Origin of the sequence: Pseudomonas sp. PB101 (assembly GCF_009764265.1) — a bacterium.
Lineage (GTDB): Bacteria > Pseudomonadota > Gammaproteobacteria > Pseudomonadales > Pseudomonadaceae > Aquipseudomonas.
Genome location: NZ_RWIR01000069.1, coordinates 24,303 through 41,645, shown reverse-complemented (window position 1 = coordinate 41,645; position 17,343 = coordinate 24,303). Strand labels below are relative to the sequence as shown.

Below are 17,343 nucleotides of genomic sequence, written 5' to 3'. Positions count from 1 at the left end.
GGGTTCTGTTTTTTACTGTAGAGCTGTCGATTCCGAAAGTAGCGTCAAGGAAGGCACAACTATGCACCTTCCTGTAGATCCTGCTATCAGGGCACCCTAGCCTGGGTAACGCGGTCCACCAGATAGACTAGTCCGTGGTAGTCAATGCCGCCATGTTGCGTCAGACCGATCTCACAGGTGCGGCTGGTGGAGATGCCTTCGCTGCATTGTTGCACCGCGTCCTTGAGCGTGCGCAGCGAATGGGCATTCAATTGCGGCGTGGTGAAGCCCTTGTCGCCGGCGAAGCCGCAGCAGTGAATGCCTTCAGGAATGACCACGTTTTTGCTGCATTTTCGCGCCAGATCGATCAGCGCCTGACTTTCGCCCAGGTGCTGCGTGCTGCAAGTGACGTGCACCGCAATCGGCGCTTCCTGCGGTGTGAAGTCGAGGCGATCCATCAAGTGCGTACGAATGAAGCGCACCGGGTCGTACAGGTCCAGACGGCTTTCACCCAGGTCCTGAGTCAGACGCAAGGTGCATGGGCTGGTGTCGCAGTAGACCGGATCGAGTCCGCCGCGGCTGGCTTGCAGCAAGGCGCCAATCAATTCCTGGCGTTTGTGTTCGGCTTGTTCGGCGTAGCCTTTGGAGGCGAATGGCTGGCCGCAACAGAGGTTGTCCAGATTGTCCGGGAAGACTACTTGGTAACCGGCCTTTTCCAGCAGGCTTCGGGTCTTGTCGTAGAGCGACATTTGTTCCTTGTCGCCTGCTGCCGGCCCCATGGCCCGCGACACGCACGCGGCCAGGTACACCACCCGCGGGCGCTCATCGTTGATCGCCGGGCTGAAGCGAATCGGCCTTTCAGGTTGGGGCATGGCGTTGGTCCACTGCGGGACCTGACCCTTGGACAGCTTCGTCAGCGTCGCCGAGAGTTTTGCCAGGCGAGGCGCGCCCAACAACATCCGTGCACCGTTGGCGACGTGCAGGGTAAAACGCGCTCCTTGCAGTGCCGTGGCGAAATTTCCTTCAAGCCAGTTGGCGGTTTTCGTATGCGTTGCCTTGCGACCGCGCAGCTTTTTCACCAACTCGCCGGTATTGATGCCTACAGGGCAGCGTTGTGCGCAGAGGCCGGTGGCGGCGCAGGTATCGATGCCCTGATAGTCGTAGGCGATTTCGAGTTCGGAGGTTTCGATGCCTGCGCGTTTCTTCGCCTGAATGTCGCGCCAGATCACGATACGTTGGCGTGGGCTCAAGGTCAGGCCTTTCGACGGGCAGACCGGTTCGCAGAAGCCGCATTCGATGCACTTGTCGACAATCTCGTCGGCGGCCGGCAAGGGCTTGAGGTGCTTGAGGTGGATCTGTGGATCTTCGCTGAGCACCACATCCGGATTGAGGATGCCGTTGGGATCGAGCAGGCGCTTGAGTTGCCACATCAACTGGTAGGCATCGCTGCCCCATTCCAGTTCAACAAAGGGTGCCATGTTGCGCCCGGTGCCGTGTTCGGCTTTCAGCGACCCACCAAACTCCACCGCCACCAGCTGCGCCACGTCGTCCATGAACGCCTGATAGCGTGCGACTTCCTCCGGGTTGTTGAAGCCTTGGGTGAAGACGAAGTGCAGATTGCCTTCCAGGGCGTGTCCGAAAAGGATCGCTTCGTCGTAGTGATGTTTGTCGAACAGCTCGATCAGGCGGTTGACGCCGATGGCCAGTTGTTCGACCGGGAAGGTGACGTCTTCGATGATCACCGTGGTACCGGTCTTGCGAACCGCGCCGACGGCCGGGAAGGTGTCTTTGCGGATGGCCCAGAGACGGGCGTTTTCCTGTGGGTCCTCGGTGAAGTCGACCTGTTTTTCTACCGGGAACGCCTGCAGGGACGTCATGATCTGCACCAGCTGTTCGTGCAGGAGGGTGGACGACGCCGCGCGGGATTCGATCAACAGTGCACAGGCATTATTCGACAAGTGCTGTACGAAAGCGGGCATGCCGGGTTTGTCCTGCACTGAGCGCAGGCTGCGCCGGTCCAGCAGTTCCACGGCCGACACCGGTTGGCTTTTCAATACACTGACCGCGTTGCAGCAGGTCTCGACATCCGGGAACACGATCAGGGCCGAGGCCTTGTTCGGGTGGTCGATCACGGTGTCGTAGGTCACGGCACTGATGAACCCGAGCGTGCCCTCGGAGCCCACCAGCAAATGGCTCAAGATATCCACAGGCTCGTCGAAATCCACCAGGGCATTGAGCGACAGGCCGGTGGTATTTTTCAGACGGTATTTGTGGCGAATTCTCGCAGCCAGTTCGGCGTTGGCGCGGGTCTCGCGCCCCAGGGTTGCCAAGCGCTCCAGCAGGGCGGCGTGGCTTTGGCGAAACGCTGCGACGCTGGCGGCATCTTCAGTGTCCAGACGACTGCCGTCAGCCAGCACCAGACGAATGCCGGCCAGAGTGTGATAGGTGTTTTGCGCCGTGCCGCAGCACATGCCGCTGGCGTTGTTGGCGACGATGCCACCGATCTTGCAGGCGTTGATCGAGGCCGGGTCCGGGCCGATCTTGCGTCCGAACGGTGCCAGCCAGGCGTTGGCCTGGGCACCGATCACGCCCGGTTGCAGGCGAATCTGCGTGCCTTGCCCGCGAATCTCGCGCGCGTTCCAGTTATCTCCAAGCACGATCAAAACCGAATCGCTGATGGCCTGCCCAGAGAGGCTGGTGCCAGCGGCGCGGAACGTCACCGGGACTTGGTCGCGCTGCGCCAGTTGCAGCAGCGCCACCACTTCGTCTTCGGACTCGACGCGGATCACCAGCTGCGGAATCAACCGATAGAAACTGGCATCGGTGCCGAAGGCCAGGGTCGACAGCGGGTCGTCGAATCGTCGCTCCTGTGGAATCAGTTGCTGTGCATCACGCAGGAAAGCGGCCGGTAGAGTCATTGGTCCTCCAGAATCAGCACCACCAGGTCTTTCGGACCATGGGCGCCGTAGGCCAGGACCTGTTCGATGTCGGCGGTCTTCGACGGGCCGGACACCAGCAACGCGTTGGTCGGCATGCCTTGCGCCCATTCGAACTCCTGTTGCACCTGATAGAAGTTGTCGCGGATTTCACTGGCCTTGAGCAGGGCGAAATGCACCGGTGGCGCGAGGCTCATCAAGCGCGGCTCTTCGCGAGTCGGCCAGATAATCAGGCTGCCGGTTGCCGCGATGGCGCCGAGGGTGCCGGTCAGGCTTGCCGGGGTATCGTTGAACAGCTCGGCTTTCCATTCTTCAGCCGGACGATCGTAGGCCTTGAGCACCGGCAGATCGGGATTCTTCGCCCAGTGCTGTGTGATGCGTTGACCGTGGGGTGTTGTCGGTGCGATCAGCAGGCTTGGCAACTGGCGCTCGCGCAGCAATTGCGCGAGTAGCACCGGCCATTCTGTGCCGGACGTCAGATGGATTTCCGTGTGCACCGCTTCCATCAATTTGCGCAACTGCGGGATGCGCTGTTCGGGTGCATAGGTGTAAGGCTGAGTCACCAGATCGACATCGAAGTTGTCGGCCACTGGTGTGGTGCCTGTCAGACTTTTACGCAGCTTGGCGAGGATATTTTGCTTGGCGCTCATCAGCGGTCTCCCTGTTTGGCCAAATGCTCGCGGGCCATGTCATGCAGTGAGCGGGCAGCGGGTTTTGGTGCGCTGTGGTTTTGCGTCCACGGCCCGACATTGCTCGGCGTGAGGGCACGCAAGCGGGTGGCGAAGAAGCCGAACAGGCGATACAGCGTCGGGGAACTGTTGAGCTTCGCCCAGGCGTTCCAGATGAACCGCTCCTTGCGCGAATACTTGCTGCCCTGGCCGCGCATCACTTGATGGGGGCTGTCGGGGGCCTTGACGTTTTCTTCGCGCAGGCGCCGTATCAACGCAGGGATCGGGATTTTCACCGGGCAGACTTCGCCGCAGGCTCCGCACAGCGAAGAGGCGCTCGGATGATCCGGAACTTTCGCCAGGCCGACCATGTGCGGGGTGACGATTTTTCCGATAGGGCCGGGGTAAACCTCCCCATAGGCATGGCCGCCGATTCGGGTGTACACCGGACAATGATTCATACAGGCGCCGCAGCGGATGCAGTTCAGGGTCTGGCGCAATTCGCTGTCGGCAAAGGCCTGGCTGCGACCATTGTCGAGCAATACCAGGTGCACTTCCTGCGGGCCGTCGAGTTCATGTTCCTTGCGCGGGCCCGAGATCATGTTGACGTAGGTGGTGATCGGAATGCCCAGGGCCGAACGGGTCAACAGCGACAAGAGCGGCACCACGTCGCGCAGGTTTTCCACGATTTTTTCGATACCGGTGACGGCGATGTGCACGGGTGGCACCGTGGTGGTCATGCGGCCGTTGCCTTCGTTTTCCACCAGCAGCAGGGTGCCGGTTTCGGCCACGGCGAAGTTGACGCCGGAGACGCCGATGTCCGCTTCGAAGAATTTCTGTCGCAAGACCTTGCGACCGATCTGAATGAGTTGGTCAACGTCCTTGGTGTATTCCACGCCAAGTTTGTCGTGGAACAAGGACGCGACCTGACCGGCATTCTTGTGGATTGCCGGCATGATTATGTGTGAAGGCTTCTCGTGGTCGAGCTGGACGATGTACTCGCCCATGTCCGATTCCAGGCATTCAATGCCCCGATCAGCGAGGAAATGATTCATCTCCATTTCTTCGCTGACCATCGATTTGCCCTTGATCACTTGCCGCCCCTCGTGAGCGCGGATGATCGAGAGGACGATGCCATTGGCTTCGTCCACCGTTTCCGCCCAGTGCACTGTCACACCGTTGCGGGTCAGGTTCTGTTCCAGTTGCTCGAGCAGGTCGGGCAACTTGGAGAGTGTGCGGGCACGGACTGCATTGCCCAGTGCGCGCAAGTGTTCTCTTTCATGGGCATCGCTGAACGCCGCTGCCCTTTTGCTCATCAGTGAATCCATCGCCTTGCGAAAGTTGCCTCGCAATTGCGCGTCACCCAGCGCGTTGTGGGCGCGGGTGCGGAAATCTTCTTCTACGGCAACCGTAGGAATAATCGCAGAAGTGCTCATCGGGCACCTCCGGTACGCTGCCAGAGGAAGCTGGCCAGATGCTGACCGCGCAACGCTTCCTGCTGTTTTTCCAGCGAGCCGTTGATGTTCATCAAGCAGCCGCAGTCGGCACTCAATACCTTGTGTGCGCCGGATTCCTTCAACGCCCGGGTCTTGTCCGCCACCATCGCGCCGGAAATGTCTGGCATACGGACGCTGAATGTCCCGCCAAAGCCACAGCACTCACTTTCGTGATCGTGATCGACCCGCTCCACATTGCTCAACTGCGCCAACAACTCGCGGCCGTGCAGGTGGGTGTTCATTTCGCGGCGTGCCGAACACGAGGTGTGCAGCGCCACTTTCACCGGCTCGCCGCTGTCTTTCAGCTGCACCTTGCAGACAAACAACAGGAACTCGGCCAGCTCAAAGGTTCTCGCCGCCAGGGCCTGAACCTGTTTCAACGTGTCCGGCTCGTCCTTGAACAAGTCGGCGTAATGTTCGCGCAGCATGCCCGCGCAAGAGCCTGAGGGCACCACCACCGGATAGTCACCGGCAAACAGCGCCAGTTGCGAGCGCGCCACGGTCCGTGCCTGCTCGGTGTAACCCGAGGTGTAGGCTGGTTGCCCGCAGCAGCTCTGCCCTTGCGGGTATTCGACACGAATGCCTTCGCGCTCCAGCAGGTGGATCGCATCCATCCCGGCTTCGGGGTAGAACAAATCGACCACGCAGGTCCCGAACAGGTAGACCCGTGACGGTTTCTCGCTGGGGTATTGCCGAGGTTCGGGCAGTGGCGGGGCGACACGGGTCGCATTCGGCACGGCGTTGTAAAAAAGCTCGCTCATCAGGCGTGTCTCCGGGTGGTCCCGGTTATTCGTCTGTCGAGGCTGCTGAATATAGAGCCGGAAGCTTTCAGCAGCCTTACAGACCGGGGTGTGGATTGTGGACGCCGGGGGCGTGGCCCGGCGTCGGTTTTTACCGTTTTGCCTGTAGTCCTTAGTGGACCAGCATGCCGGTGAACCAGTAGGCCTGGGCCAACGTGATCAAGCCGACAATCGTTGCAAAGAATAGGCTGTGCTTGAGGGTGAAGCGGAAGAGATCCGATTCCTTGCCCACCAGGCCGGTCGCGGCGCAGGCCACGGCGATCGATTGTGGCGAGATCATCTTGCCGGTTACGCCGCCGCTGGTGTTCGCCGCCACCAGCAAGGTGTCGTTGACGCCGATCTGGTGCGCGGTGGTCGCTTGCAGCGAACTGAACAGCGCGTTGGACGAAGTATCGGAACCGGTGAGGAATACGCCCAGCCAGCCGAGGAACGGCGAGAAGAACGGGAAGGCCGCGCCAGTGCCCGCCAATACCAGGGCCATGGTCGAGGACATGCCCGAGTAGTTGGTCACGAAGGCAAACGCCAGCACCATGCCGATGGACAGGATCGGCCAGCGCAGTTCGTAGAAGGTCTCTTTGAAAGTGGTCAGACCAGTTTTGAAATTGATCTTCAGTACCAGCATCGAGATCAGCGCCGAGAAGAAGATCGCCGTGCCGGTCGCGGAAATCGGGTCCAGTTTGAACACCGCAGGAATGGCGGTCGGGTTAGTCACGATCGGCGCGACCTTGATCACCATTTGATCAAGATGCGGGATCGCAAAGTTGAACACGAAGCTGTACATCGAACCGCCAGCGGCAAACATCGCCTTGAACGGCTTCAGGGTCCAGATGGTGACCAGTACGGTAAGAATCAGGAACGGCGACCAGGCCTTGAAAATTTCCCCGAGGCTGTAGGGCGAAGCCACGGTAGTGCGCTTCTGACCGAAACCACCGACGCTGGCGCTCACCACCGAGGCCGAGACGGCACCGACGATGTGTTGGCCGGCGGCGCGTTTTGGTTGCCAGACTTTCAGGAACAGGGTCAGGGAAATCAGGCTGGCCAGGGCCGAGGTGATGTCCGGCAGTTCCGGGCCGATGAAGTTCGAGGTGAAGTACTGGGTCACGGCAAAGCTCAAGCCGGCCACAAGGGCTGCCGGCCAGGTTTCCCGCACGCCGCGCAGGCCATCCATCATGAACACCAGCCAGAACGGCACGAACAGCGACAGCAGCGGCAGTTGGCGACCGGTCATGGCGCCGATCTTGAACGCGTCGATGCCGGTGACTTGGCCGGCAACGATGATCGGAATGCCCAGGGCGCCGAAGGCTACCGGTGCGGTGTTGGCGATCAGGCACAAACCGGCGGCGTACAACGGGTTGAAGCCAAGGCCTACCAGCAGGGCGGCGGTAATCGCCACGGGTGCACCGAAACCGGCCGCGCCTTCGAGGAAGGCACCGAAGCAGAAGCCGATCAGCAGGACCTGCAGACGCTGGTCATCGGTGATCGACAGGACCGAGCTGCGGATGACTTCAAACTGGCCACTCTTGACCGTCAGTTTGTAGAGAAATACCGCCGCCACAATGATCCAGGCAATCGGCCACAGGCCGTAGGCGAAGCCATACCCGGCGGCGGCGAACGCCATGTCGACCGGCATCTGGAACGCGAAGATCGCCACCAGGATCGACAACGCCAGGGTGATGCTGCCGGCCACATGGCCTTTGAGGCGGAACACGGCCAAGGCCAGGAAGAAAAATACGATCGGGATGACGGCTGCGAGTGCGGACAGGCCGAGGCTGCCGAGCGGGGAATAGAGCTGTTGCCAGGTTTGCATATGGGGTGGCCCCTAATTGTTGTTGGTCAGGCACTGATCAGCGTTCTTGGTTAATTGGTAAGACCAATTTACAATCGCTGTTGGCTAGGGTAAAAGCCTTGTAGGCGGTGTGTCAATTTGCCGCCCTAAAACTTTTGTCGAATGCACAGTGCGCAGGTCGTCTGCCTGGTATGACCCAATGCGCTGTGGCAGGTGCTGGCGCGGCGCCGATAGGCCAGAATAGAGCCCCGGCGAGCCGTCGGATCGTGGAGTAATCGAGTTATGGGGTTTGATCAGATTCGTCAGCGCCGTTTGTCTGACGATATTGTCGAGCAGCTTGAGGGCATGATCCTCGAGGGCACGCTGAAGGCGGGTGAGCGTTTGCCGGCCGAGCGCGCGTTGGCCGAGCAATTTGGCGTGTCGCGTCCTTCGTTGCGCGAAGCCATTCAGAAGCTGACCGCCAAGGGCCTGCTGGTCAGTCGCCAGGGCGGCGGCAATTATGTGGTGGAATCACTGGGTACGACCTTCAGTGATCCCTTGTTGCAGCTGCTGGAAAGCAATCCCGAGGCGCAGCGCGATCTGCTGGAGTTTCGCCATACGCTGGAAGCATCTTGTGCCTATTACGCGGCGCTGCGTGCCACTGATGTGGATCGCGAGCGACTGACCGCGGCGTTCAACGAATTACAGGATTGTTATTCGCGTCACGAGGAAGTGAGTCGTGCCGAAGAGGGTGCCGCGGACGCCAGGTTTCACCTGGCGATCGCCGAGGCCAGCCACAACGCGGTGTTGCTGCACACCATTCGCGGGCTGTTCGACCTGCTCAAGCGCAACGTGGTGACCAACATTGGTGGCATGTACAAGCAGCGCACCGAAACCCGCGACATGCTGATCACGCAGCATCGGGAGTTGTACCAGGCGATTATCGAAGGGCATGCGGAGCAGGCGCGGGAAGTTTCCAGTCGACACATCCTGTATGTGCAGGAGGTGCTGGAAGAAGTGCGTCAGGAAGTGCAGCGCGTGGCCCGGGCGGAGCGGCGCAAGGGGATGTAGTCAGTTGGGTTTGTGGTGATTGGGCGATCGCCATCGCGGGCAAGTCCACTCCCACGGGTACATCGAAACCCTGTAGGAGCCGGCTTGCTGGCGATCGCGATTTCAAGGAGCGGAATCAGTCTTCCTTGCCCTTGTTGCGCACCGCGCGCTGCAGCTCGCGGCCGGCATCGCGTTCGCGCTCGGTATCGCGCTTGTCGTATTCCTTCTTGCCCTTGCCCAGCGCGATCTCGCACTTGACCATGTGCTTGCTCCAGTACCAGGACAGGCACACGCAGGCATAACCCTTTTGCTGCACCGCAGCGGAAAGCTTGTCCAGCTCGCGACGGTTGAGCAGCAGCTTGCGGCTGCGAACCGGATCGGCGATGACGTGGGTGCTGGCGGTCGTCAGAGGCGTAATATGGCTGCCCAGCAGCCAGGCTTCGCCATCCTTGAGCAGCACGTAGCTGTCGACCAGCTGCAGCTTGCTTGCCCGCAAACTTTTTACTTCCCAGCCGGCCAGGACCAGACCAGCCTCGAACTTATGCTCGATGAAGTAATCGTGTCGCGCCTTTTTATTTTGCGCGATGGTCCCTGTTGGGTGTTTCTTCTGTTTAGCCATAGGGGCGGCATTATAGGGAGTTACATCAGAGTCGGCTACGGGGATGCTACGTGCTTGAGCAGGTTGATTGAATCCCGGACAATGCGGCCTCTTTTTTGAACGCTTGGGCGTGATAACGATGTCGACAGACAAGGTTTCTGTCCACGGCAGTTGGGCTAGCCGCTGGGTCTTCATACTCGCCGCGACCGGTTCGGCCGTGGGACTGGGTAGTATCTGGAAATTCCCGTACATGGTCGGTGTCTATGGCGGCGGCGCTTTCGTGCTGATGTTCCTGGCCTGCATCGCGCTGATCGGCGTGCCGGTCATGCTGGCCGAAACCCTGATCGGCCGGCGTGCCCGGCAGAGCCCGGCCAATGCCTTGAAGATCCTGGCGGTCGAGGCGGGGCACTCGGCCAAATGGTCCTGGGGTGCATTCGCCGGAATGATCACGGCGTTGCTGATCCTGTCGTTCTACAGTGTAGTGGGCGGATGGTCGCTGGATTACATCATCGACATGGGGCGTGGCGACTTCCAGGGCGTGACGGCGGATCAGGTGGGGGCTTACTTCGGCAACGTGATCGCCGATCCCTGGCGCCTGACACTTTGGCACACGATTTTCATGCTGTTATCAGCGGTGGTGATCGCCAAGGGCGTGGTTGCCGGGCTTGAGCGCAGTTTGCGCATCATGATGCCGTTGCTGTTCGTGATGATCCTGGTGCTGCTGGGCTACAGCATGACCACCGGTCACTTCATGGAGGGCGTGCATTTCATGTTCGACTTCCACCCGGAAAAGGTCCTGGACGGCTTGTTGCCGGCAATGGGGCACGCGTTCTTCTCGCTGAGTGTGGGTGTCGGTTCGATCATGATCTATGGCGCCTACATGCCGAAGAATTCGTCGATTTCGGGGACGGTCGTCGGCGTGGCGTTGCTCGACACCTTCGTGTCCCTGGTGGCCGGCCTGGCACTGTTTCCGATTGTTTTCGCGGCGGGCCTGAACCCGAGCGAGGGGCCGGGGTTGATGTTCGTCAGCTTGCCGTTTGCCTTCGGGAACGTGGCGTTCGGACAATTGATGGGTGTGGTGTTCTTCGTGCTGGTGGCGGTCGCGGCCTGGAGTTCGGCGATTTCCCTGCTTGAACCGATGGTGGCCTACCTGGTCGAGCGCACTAAAGTGAGTCGTGCATGGGTCACTTTCTGGCTGGCTTTCAGTTGCTGGTTTGTCGGCCTGGGCACGGTGTTCTCCTTCAATATCTGGAAGGAGGCCAAGTTTTTCGTGAACGAAGGCGGGATGTTCCACCTCTACCAATGGGGAGCAAACGGTGGTCTCGACTTCTTTGGCGTGATCGATTTCTTCACCTCGCGACTCATGTTGCCGCTTGGCGGTTTGTGTTTCGTGGTGTTTGCGGGCTGGATCATGGGGCGTGAGGCGGTGCGCGACGAGTTGTCGATCCGCAACCCGGCGCTGTTTGGTCTGTCCTTGTTCTTGATGCGCTATGTGGCGCCCATCGGCATCCTCGTAGTGTTTGCCGCCCAGCTGTGGAAGTGACGCTGACATGACGACACACATTTCGCGATCGGCATTGCTGCCATACCCGGCACAAGCGCTGTATGACCTGGTCAACGACGTGGCGCGCTATCCGGAGTTTCTGCCGTGGTGCTCGACCGCCGAAGTCCTGGAGAGCTCCCCTGAACATATGCGGGCGAGCGTTGGCGTGGCGAAGGGCGGCCTCAGTCAGCACTTCGTGACGCGCAACACGCTGGTTCCCGGTCAATCGATCGAAATGAACCTCGAAGAGGGCCCTTTCACCCAATTGCATGGCATATGGGTGTTCAAGGCGCTGACAGACAAGGCCTGCAAGATCAGCCTCGATCTGTCGTTCGATTATGCCGGGCCGCTGGTTCGCGCCACTCTGGGACCACTGTTCAACCAGGCGGCCAATACCCTGGTGGATGCGTTCTGCCAGCGTGCCAAGCAGATACATGGTTGAGGTCATGATTGAAGTCGAGGTGGTCTACGCGGCCGTCGACCGTCAGGTACTGCTGACCCTGGCGGTTCCGGTAGGAACGAGTGTGCGGGCGGCCTTGCTCAAGTCGGCGGTGGCCGAAACGTTTCCTGAACTGGATCTGGCCAATTGCCCTGTGGGTATCTTCGGCAAGGTTTTGGCCGATCCGGAGCATCGGTCTGTTCAGGCGGGGGATCGAATCGAGATTTATCGACCTCTGTTGGCCGATCCGAAAGAGGTGCGCCGACTGCGCGCGGCGAAAGCTGCCGAGGCCAAAGCTGCCGAGGCCAAAGCGCGGAATCAGTGATTGGCTGGAGCGCCAGACAATAAAAAGCCCGGGTATGCCGGGCTTTTTATTGAGTCGCAAATTATTGCGGCGAGGTTTCCAGTGGTTCAGGCGTCGGGACCGGAACGGTTTCTACACCGTCGACGTCCTTCTGGATCTGATCCAGCAGCGAACCTGGCTTGACCGGTTTTTCCGGTTTTGGCTTCTCGACGTTTTCTGCCGGGGCAGCCACTGTCGTGCCGCTGTCCTTGCCGAGAATGGCTTCGTCACGGCTCACGCCTGGCATGAAATCACCAGAGAGGCTGACAAGCTGATCATTTGGGTTGAAGATAACGCTAATGCGTTCCTGTTGGCGTTCACCGCCACCCGGTTGCAGGCTGTACAGATAATCCCAGCGATCGGCATGGAACGTGTCAGTCAGCAGAGGGTTGCCCATGATAAACCGTACTTGCTTACGGGTCATTCCCGGGCGTAACTGGTCTATCATGTCCTGCGTGACGACATTGCCCTGCTGGATGTCGATTTTGTAAACCCCGGGGAATGAACAACCGGCGAGTGCGAGCAGTCCCACAAAGGTGAAACTGGTTAGCAAGAGCTTGGTGTTTTGCATCGGTGGGCGACTTCCACTATCTTGGCTGGGACAACGTAAACGCCGATCATACCCGCATTAAGAGAAGCTGCGAAGCAGCATCGCGAGAAAGCTGACCATGGTTGAAAATAGCGAACTACGCAAAGCCGGCCTCAAAGTGACCCTGCCACGGGTCAAAATTCTGCAAATGCTCGATTCCGCCGAGCAGCGCCACATGAGTGCCGAGGATGTCTACAAGGCCCTTATGGAGGCTGGTGAGGACGTCGGTCTGGCCACGGTTTACCGTGTCCTGACCCAGTTCGAGGCAGCTGGCCTTGTGGTGCGGCACAACTTCGACGGAGGCCATGCGGTCTTCGAACTGGACGACGGAAAGCATCACGACCATATGGTCAACGTCGAAACCAGCGAAGTGATCGAATTCTTCGACGAAGAAATCGAGCGGCTCCAGAAAGCAATCGTCGACAAGTATGGCTTCGAGATGGTTGATCACAATCTGGTGCTGTACGTGCGCAAGAAAAAGTAAGCATGTCGCGCGAACATCCGTTCGCGAAACGAACGAAGGCGACCCCAGGGTCGCCTTCGTGCTTTCTGCCCGCCTTAAACTTTTGCGGTCACGACCATTTTTTTGGCGTGGGCAAGGGATTCCTTGGTCAGGTCGATGCCGCCCAGCATTCGCGCGACCTCTTCGATACGATCGTTCTTGCTCAGCTTGGAGACGGCTGTGCGAGTGGCATCCTCTCCGCGCACCTTGTGCACAAACAGATGTTGATGACCTTGCGCGGCGACTTGTGGCAAGTGGGTGACGGTCAACACCTGTCCCCGCTCGCCGAGCCGACGCAGCAACTGGCCGACAATCTCGGCGGTCGGGCCGCCAATGCCCACGTCGACTTCGTCGAACACCAGCGTTGGCACGCGAGAGGTTTGGGCGGTGATCACCTGGATGGCCAGGCTGATCCGCGAAAGCTCACCGCCGGAGGCTACTTTCGCCAGGGCTTTTAACGGCTGCCCCGGGTTGGCACTGACGAGCAATTCGACCTGTTCAAGTCCGTTTGGCAGTAGTTCATTGCTGCTGTTCGGGCGCAGTTCAATGGTGAAGCGGCCGCCGGGCATGCCCAGGCGCTGGATTTCCTGCTCCACGGCGCTGGCCAGGCTGCTGGATGCCTGATGGCGCAAGTCGCTCAGCTCCCGGGCCTTTTCCTGATAGTGGCGGGCATAGGAAGCCAATTCGTCGCTCAGTCGCTCGATGGATTCGTCGTTGGCATTAAGGGTTTCGATTTCATCGAGCAGGCGCTGTTGCATCTCCGCGACTTCGGTCGGCTGGATGCGATGTTTGCGCGCCATGGTGTAGATCGCGTCGAGGCGCTCTTCCAGATATTGAAGCCGCGCCGGGTCGGCGTCGAAATTGTCCAGGAAGCGGTTCAATTCGCCCACGGCTTCTTCAACCTGAATCTGTGCGCTGGTCAGCAAGCTGCTGGCTTCGCCGAGCGCGCCGATCGAGTTGTTCACACTCGACAGGCGGTTGAGGCTGGCGGTGAGGGCGTTCAGGACATTCCCGGAATCACTTTCGCTGCATTGCTCGACCACTTGCCGGCAAATGCCCAGCAAGGTTTCGGCGTTGGTCAGGTTCTTGTGTTCCTGCTCGAGCTGCTCCAGTTCGTTGTCGCCCAGGCCCAGGTTTTCCAGTTCTTCGAGTTGATAGCTGAGCAACTGATGGCGGGCGCGTTGCTCGTCGCCGGAATTGGAGAGTCGCTCCAGTTCCTGGCGGGTCTGGCGCCAGCGCTGGGCGGCAAGTTGCACCTGGCGGGCAAGATCCGTGGCGCCGGCATATTCATCGAGCAGGCGCCGGTGGGTATCGGTCTTGAGCAGGGATTGGTGTTCGTGCTGGCTGTGAATGTCGATCAGCAGTTCGCCCAGCGCCTTGAGGTCGCCCAGTGGGCAGGGCGTGCCGTTGATGTAGCCGCGCGAGCGTCCTTCGGACGTGATCACCCGGCGCAGGATGCACGGACCGTCGTTTTCGAGATCGCGCTCGGCCAGCCAGGCGCTGGCTTCGGGAATATCGGCCAGATCGAAGGTGGCCAGGATGTCGGCCTTGTCGGCACCGGGGCGGACCACGCCGCTGTCGGCGCGATCACCCAGGGTGAGGCCCAGCGCGTCGAGCATGATCGACTTGCCCGCGCCGGTTTCCCCGGTGATCACGCTCATCCCGCGATCGAGTTCGAGATCGAGATGTTCAACGATGGCGTAGTTGTGTACGGACAGGTGCACCAGCATATGGGCCGCTCCCAGGTGTTAGGTCTGGTTATTTATACAGTGTTTTATTTGCGGCTGACAATGCCCCTTGTTAGCTCGATTGGCTCGGTCCGACGAAACCCTTATCGCAACCGGGAATGACAATGCAGTTGTTTTTTGTAGGGTTAATCTTCGGCGCCCCTTGAAGCCGGATTTTGCGGCCCCATATAGCTGGGCAGAAGCGCGAGTTGAGCTCGCGGACGAAATTGAAAGGAGAAATCTATGGCTGACGAACAGACAGTGGATACGCAAAACCCAGACGCCAACCAGGCGCCCGAGGCTTCGGGTGATGACCTGGCGGCTCGTGTACAAGTGCTCGAAGAGCAACTGGCAGGCGCTCAGGATCAGGCTTTGCGTGTAGCCGCCGATCTGCAGAACGTCCGCCGTCGCGCCGAGCAGGATGTAGAGAAGGCTCACAAGTTCGCGCTGGAAAAATTCGCCAGCGACCTGCTGCCGATCGTCGACAGCCTGGAACGTGGCCTGGAACTGTCCAGCCCGGACGACGAAAGCATCCGTCCGATGCGCGAAGGCATCGAGCTGACCCTGAAAATGTTCCACGACACCCTCAAGCGTTATCAGCTTGAAGCGATCGACCCGCATGGCGAACCGTTCAACGCCGTTCACCATCAGGCAATGGCCATGCAGGAAAGCGCCGACGTCGAGCCGAACAGCGTTCTGAAGGTGTTCCAGAAGGGCTATCAGCTCAATGGTCGCCTGCTGCGCCCGGCGATGGTCGTGGTCAGCAAGGCGCCTGCGCCGGTTTCGCCTTCGATTGACGAGCAGGCTTGAAATCCGCCGCAAGGCCCCCATTTATAAGTCAAGCGTTTAAGTGCTACCGCAGTTAGCCACCACTGCTGCGGCAACCAAATCCAAAGTTTCGGGAGAGTGAACATGGGCAAAATTATCGGTATCGACCTGGGGACTACCAACTCCTGCGTCTCCGTGTTGGAAAACGGCAAGGCAAAAGTTATTGAAAACGCTGAAGGCGCGCGTACCACGCCGTCGATCATCGCTTACGCCAACGATGGCGAAATTCTGGTTGGCCAGTCGGCCAAGCGTCAGGCTGTGACCAATCCGCATAACACCCTGTATGCGGTGAAGCGTCTGATCGGTCGTCGTTTCGACGAAGAAGTCGTGCAGAAAGACATTCAGATGGTCCCTTACAAGATCGTCAAGGCTGACAACAGCGACGCCTGGGTTGAAGTGAACGGCCAGAAAATGGCACCGCCACAAATCTCGGCTGAAATCCTGAAAAAGATGAAGAAGACCGCCGAAGACTACCTCGGCGAGACCGTGACTGAAGCGGTGATCACCGTTCCGGCCTACTTCAACGACAGCCAGCGTCAGGCGACCAAAGACGCCGGCCGCATCGCCGGTCTGGACGTGAAACGTATCATCAACGAACCAACCGCGGCCGCTCTGGCTTACGGTATGGACAAGGCCAAGGGCGATCACACCGTGATCGTTTACGACCTGGGCGGTGGTACTTTCGACGTTTCCGTGATCGAGATCGCTGAAGTCGATGGTGAGCACCAGTTCGAAGTACTGGCCACCAACGGTGACACGTTCCTGGGCGGTGAAGACTTTGACATTCGTCTGATCGACTACCTCGTCGACGAATTCAAGAAAGAAAGCGGCATGAACCTCAAGGGCGACCCGCTGGCCATGCAGCGCCTGAAAGAAGCCGCTGAAAAAGCCAAGATCGAGCTGTCTTCCGCTCAGTCGACCGACGTGAACCTGCCGTACATCACTGCAGACGCCACCGGTCCGAAGCACCTGAACGTGAAGATCTCCCGCGCCAAGCTGGAAGCGCTGGTTGAAGACCTGGTTCAACGTACCATCGAGCCTTGCCGCATTGCGCTGAAAGACTCCGGTATCGACGTTGGCGCGATCAACGACGTGATCCTGGTCGGCGGTCAGACCCGTATGCCACTGGTTCAGAAACTGGTGACCGAGTTCTTCGGTAAAGAAGCTCGTAAAGACGTGAACCCGGACGAAGCGGTTGCCATGGGTGCTGCTATCCAGGGTGCGGTACTGGCCGGTGACGTGAAAGACGTTCTGCTGCTGGACGTTAGCCCGCTGACCCTGGGTATCGAAACCATGGGCGGCGTGATGACTGCGCTGATCGAGAAAAACACCACGATTCCTACCAAGAAATCGCAAGTGTTCTCGACTGCCGACGACAACCAGGGCGCCGTGACCATTCACGTGTTGCAAGGTGAGCGTAAGCAAGCGACGCAGAACAAGTCCCTGGGCAAGTTCGACCTGGCCGAGATTCCACCAGCACCACGTGGCGTGCCACAAATCGAAGTGACCTTCGACATCGACGCCAACGGCATCCTGCACGTAGGCGCCAAGGACAAGGCCACTGGCAAGACTCAGTCGATCGTGATCAAGGCCAACTCCGGTCTGTCCGACGAAGAGATCGAGCGCATGGTGCGTGATGCCGAGGCCAACGCCGAGGAAGACCGCAAGTTCGAAGAGCTGGCCACTGCCCGTAACCAGGGTGATGCACTGGTTCACTCGACGCGCAAAATGGTTGCCGATGCTGGCGACAAGGTGAGCGCTGAAGAGAAGACTGCAATCGAAGCTGCTGTAGTTGCCCTGGAAGCCGCTGTCAAAGGCGACGACAAGGCCGTTATCGAAGCCAAGGTTGAAGAGCTGTCGAAAGTCTCCGCTCCAGTGGCGCAGAAGATGTATGCCGAACAGGCTCAGCCTGCTGAAGGCGCTGCACCGCAGGGCGAATCGGCGGAAAAGGCTGACGACGTTGTCGATGCCGAGTTCGAAGAAGTCAAAGACCACAAGTAAGTTGTTGGTCGGCCGGTTGACTGCCTTAAGGCGGTGACTGGTAGGATGTCGCCGCGCGGGAGCTTGCTCCCGCGTTGGC

At 59.6% G+C, this 17,343-nt stretch carries 15 protein-coding genes; 7 read left to right on the top strand and 8 right to left on the bottom strand.

Annotation, left to right across the window (positions count from 1 at the left end; translation table 11 throughout):
* Positions 1-86: 86 nt before the first annotated feature.
* From EI969_RS21205 to EI969_RS21185, 5 genes are all read right to left on the bottom strand, one after another.
* A complete protein-coding gene (locus EI969_RS21205) occupies positions 87-2,897 on the bottom strand; it encodes an FAD-binding and (Fe-S)-binding domain-containing protein (protein WP_160389486.1) in 2,811 nt (936 codons plus the stop codon).
* The gene (locus EI969_RS21200; RefSeq protein ID WP_160389485.1) at positions 2,894-3,565 is read right to left on the bottom strand and encodes a lactate utilization protein; all 672 of its coding nucleotides are present in this window, start codon (positions 3,563-3,565) and stop codon (positions 2,894-2,896) included. The genes EI969_RS21205 and EI969_RS21200 overlap by 4 nt, the downstream gene beginning before the upstream one ends.
* Complete coding sequence (locus tag EI969_RS21195) at positions 3,565-5,019, bottom strand: LutB/LldF family L-lactate oxidation iron-sulfur protein (protein ID WP_160389484.1); 1,455 nt, start codon at positions 5,017-5,019, stop codon at positions 3,565-3,567. The genes EI969_RS21200 and EI969_RS21195 overlap by 1 nt, the downstream gene beginning before the upstream one ends.
* Positions 5,016-5,840 (bottom strand): (Fe-S)-binding protein, encoded by an 825-nt coding sequence (locus EI969_RS21190; protein WP_160389483.1) that lies wholly within the window; start codon positions 5,838-5,840, stop codon positions 5,016-5,018. The genes EI969_RS21195 and EI969_RS21190 overlap by 4 nt, the downstream gene beginning before the upstream one ends.
* A gap of 151 nt (positions 5,841-5,991) precedes the next feature.
* A complete protein-coding gene (locus EI969_RS21185) occupies positions 5,992-7,686 on the bottom strand; it encodes a lactate permease LctP family transporter (protein WP_160389482.1) in 1,695 nt (564 codons plus the stop codon).
* Positions 7,687-7,947: 261 nt separating this feature from the next.
* Between EI969_RS21185 and EI969_RS21180 the strand changes: the two genes are divergently transcribed.
* A complete protein-coding gene (locus EI969_RS21180) occupies positions 7,948-8,715 on the top strand; it encodes a GntR family transcriptional regulator (RefSeq protein WP_160389481.1) in 768 nt (255 codons plus the stop codon).
* A gap of 115 nt (positions 8,716-8,830) precedes the next feature.
* Here the strand turns inward: EI969_RS21180 and smpB are convergent, their stop codons facing one another.
* Positions 8,831-9,313 (bottom strand): SsrA-binding protein SmpB, encoded by a 483-nt coding sequence (smpB, locus tag EI969_RS21175; RefSeq protein WP_007973144.1) that lies wholly within the window; start codon positions 9,311-9,313, stop codon positions 8,831-8,833.
* Positions 9,314-9,431: 118 nt separating this feature from the next.
* On the opposite strand from smpB, the gene EI969_RS21170 reads away from it, so the two are divergent.
* Genes EI969_RS21170 through EI969_RS21160 form a run of 3 tightly spaced genes read left to right on the top strand, consistent with a single transcriptional unit; the run spans position 9,432 to position 11,599 of the window.
* Positions 9,432-10,835 (top strand): sodium-dependent transporter, encoded by a 1,404-nt coding sequence (locus EI969_RS21170; RefSeq protein ID WP_160389480.1) that lies wholly within the window; start codon positions 9,432-9,434, stop codon positions 10,833-10,835.
* Positions 10,836-10,842: 7 nt separating this feature from the next.
* Positions 10,843-11,277, top strand: a complete 435-nt coding sequence (locus tag EI969_RS21165) for a type II toxin-antitoxin system RatA family toxin (protein ID WP_160389479.1) — start codon at positions 10,843-10,845, stop codon at positions 11,275-11,277.
* Complete coding sequence (locus tag EI969_RS21160) at positions 11,270-11,599, top strand: RnfH family protein (protein ID WP_160389478.1); 330 nt, start codon at positions 11,270-11,272, stop codon at positions 11,597-11,599. The genes EI969_RS21165 and EI969_RS21160 overlap by 8 nt, the downstream gene beginning before the upstream one ends.
* A gap of 61 nt (positions 11,600-11,660) precedes the next feature.
* Here EI969_RS21160 and EI969_RS21155 read toward each other — a convergent pair whose 3' ends face one another.
* On the bottom strand, positions 11,661-12,188 hold the full coding sequence (locus EI969_RS21155; protein ID WP_095129507.1) for an outer membrane protein assembly factor BamE: 528 nt from the start codon (positions 12,186-12,188) through the stop codon (positions 11,661-11,663).
* A 97-nt stretch (positions 12,189-12,285) separates the two neighbouring features.
* Here EI969_RS21155 and fur point away from each other — a divergent pair, with 97 nt between their 5' ends.
* Positions 12,286-12,690, top strand: a complete 405-nt coding sequence (gene fur / locus EI969_RS21150) for a ferric iron uptake transcriptional regulator (protein ID WP_003197684.1) — start codon at positions 12,286-12,288, stop codon at positions 12,688-12,690.
* Positions 12,691-12,764: 74 nt separating this feature from the next.
* On the opposite strand, the gene recN is transcribed toward fur, so the two are convergent.
* Complete coding sequence (gene recN / locus EI969_RS21145) at positions 12,765-14,438, bottom strand: DNA repair protein RecN (RefSeq protein ID WP_160389477.1); 1,674 nt, start codon at positions 14,436-14,438, stop codon at positions 12,765-12,767.
* 240 nt (positions 14,439-14,678) lie between these two features.
* On the opposite strand from recN, the gene grpE reads away from it, so the two are divergent.
* Entirely contained in the window at positions 14,679-15,245 is a 567-nt protein-coding gene (gene grpE / locus EI969_RS21140; protein ID WP_056728221.1) for a nucleotide exchange factor GrpE, read from the top strand.
* Positions 15,246-15,347: 102 nt separating this feature from the next.
* Positions 15,348-17,264, top strand: a complete 1,917-nt coding sequence (gene dnaK / locus EI969_RS21135; protein WP_160389476.1) for a molecular chaperone DnaK — start codon at positions 15,348-15,350, stop codon at positions 17,262-17,264.
* The last annotated feature ends 79 nt before the right edge of the window (positions 17,265-17,343 follow it).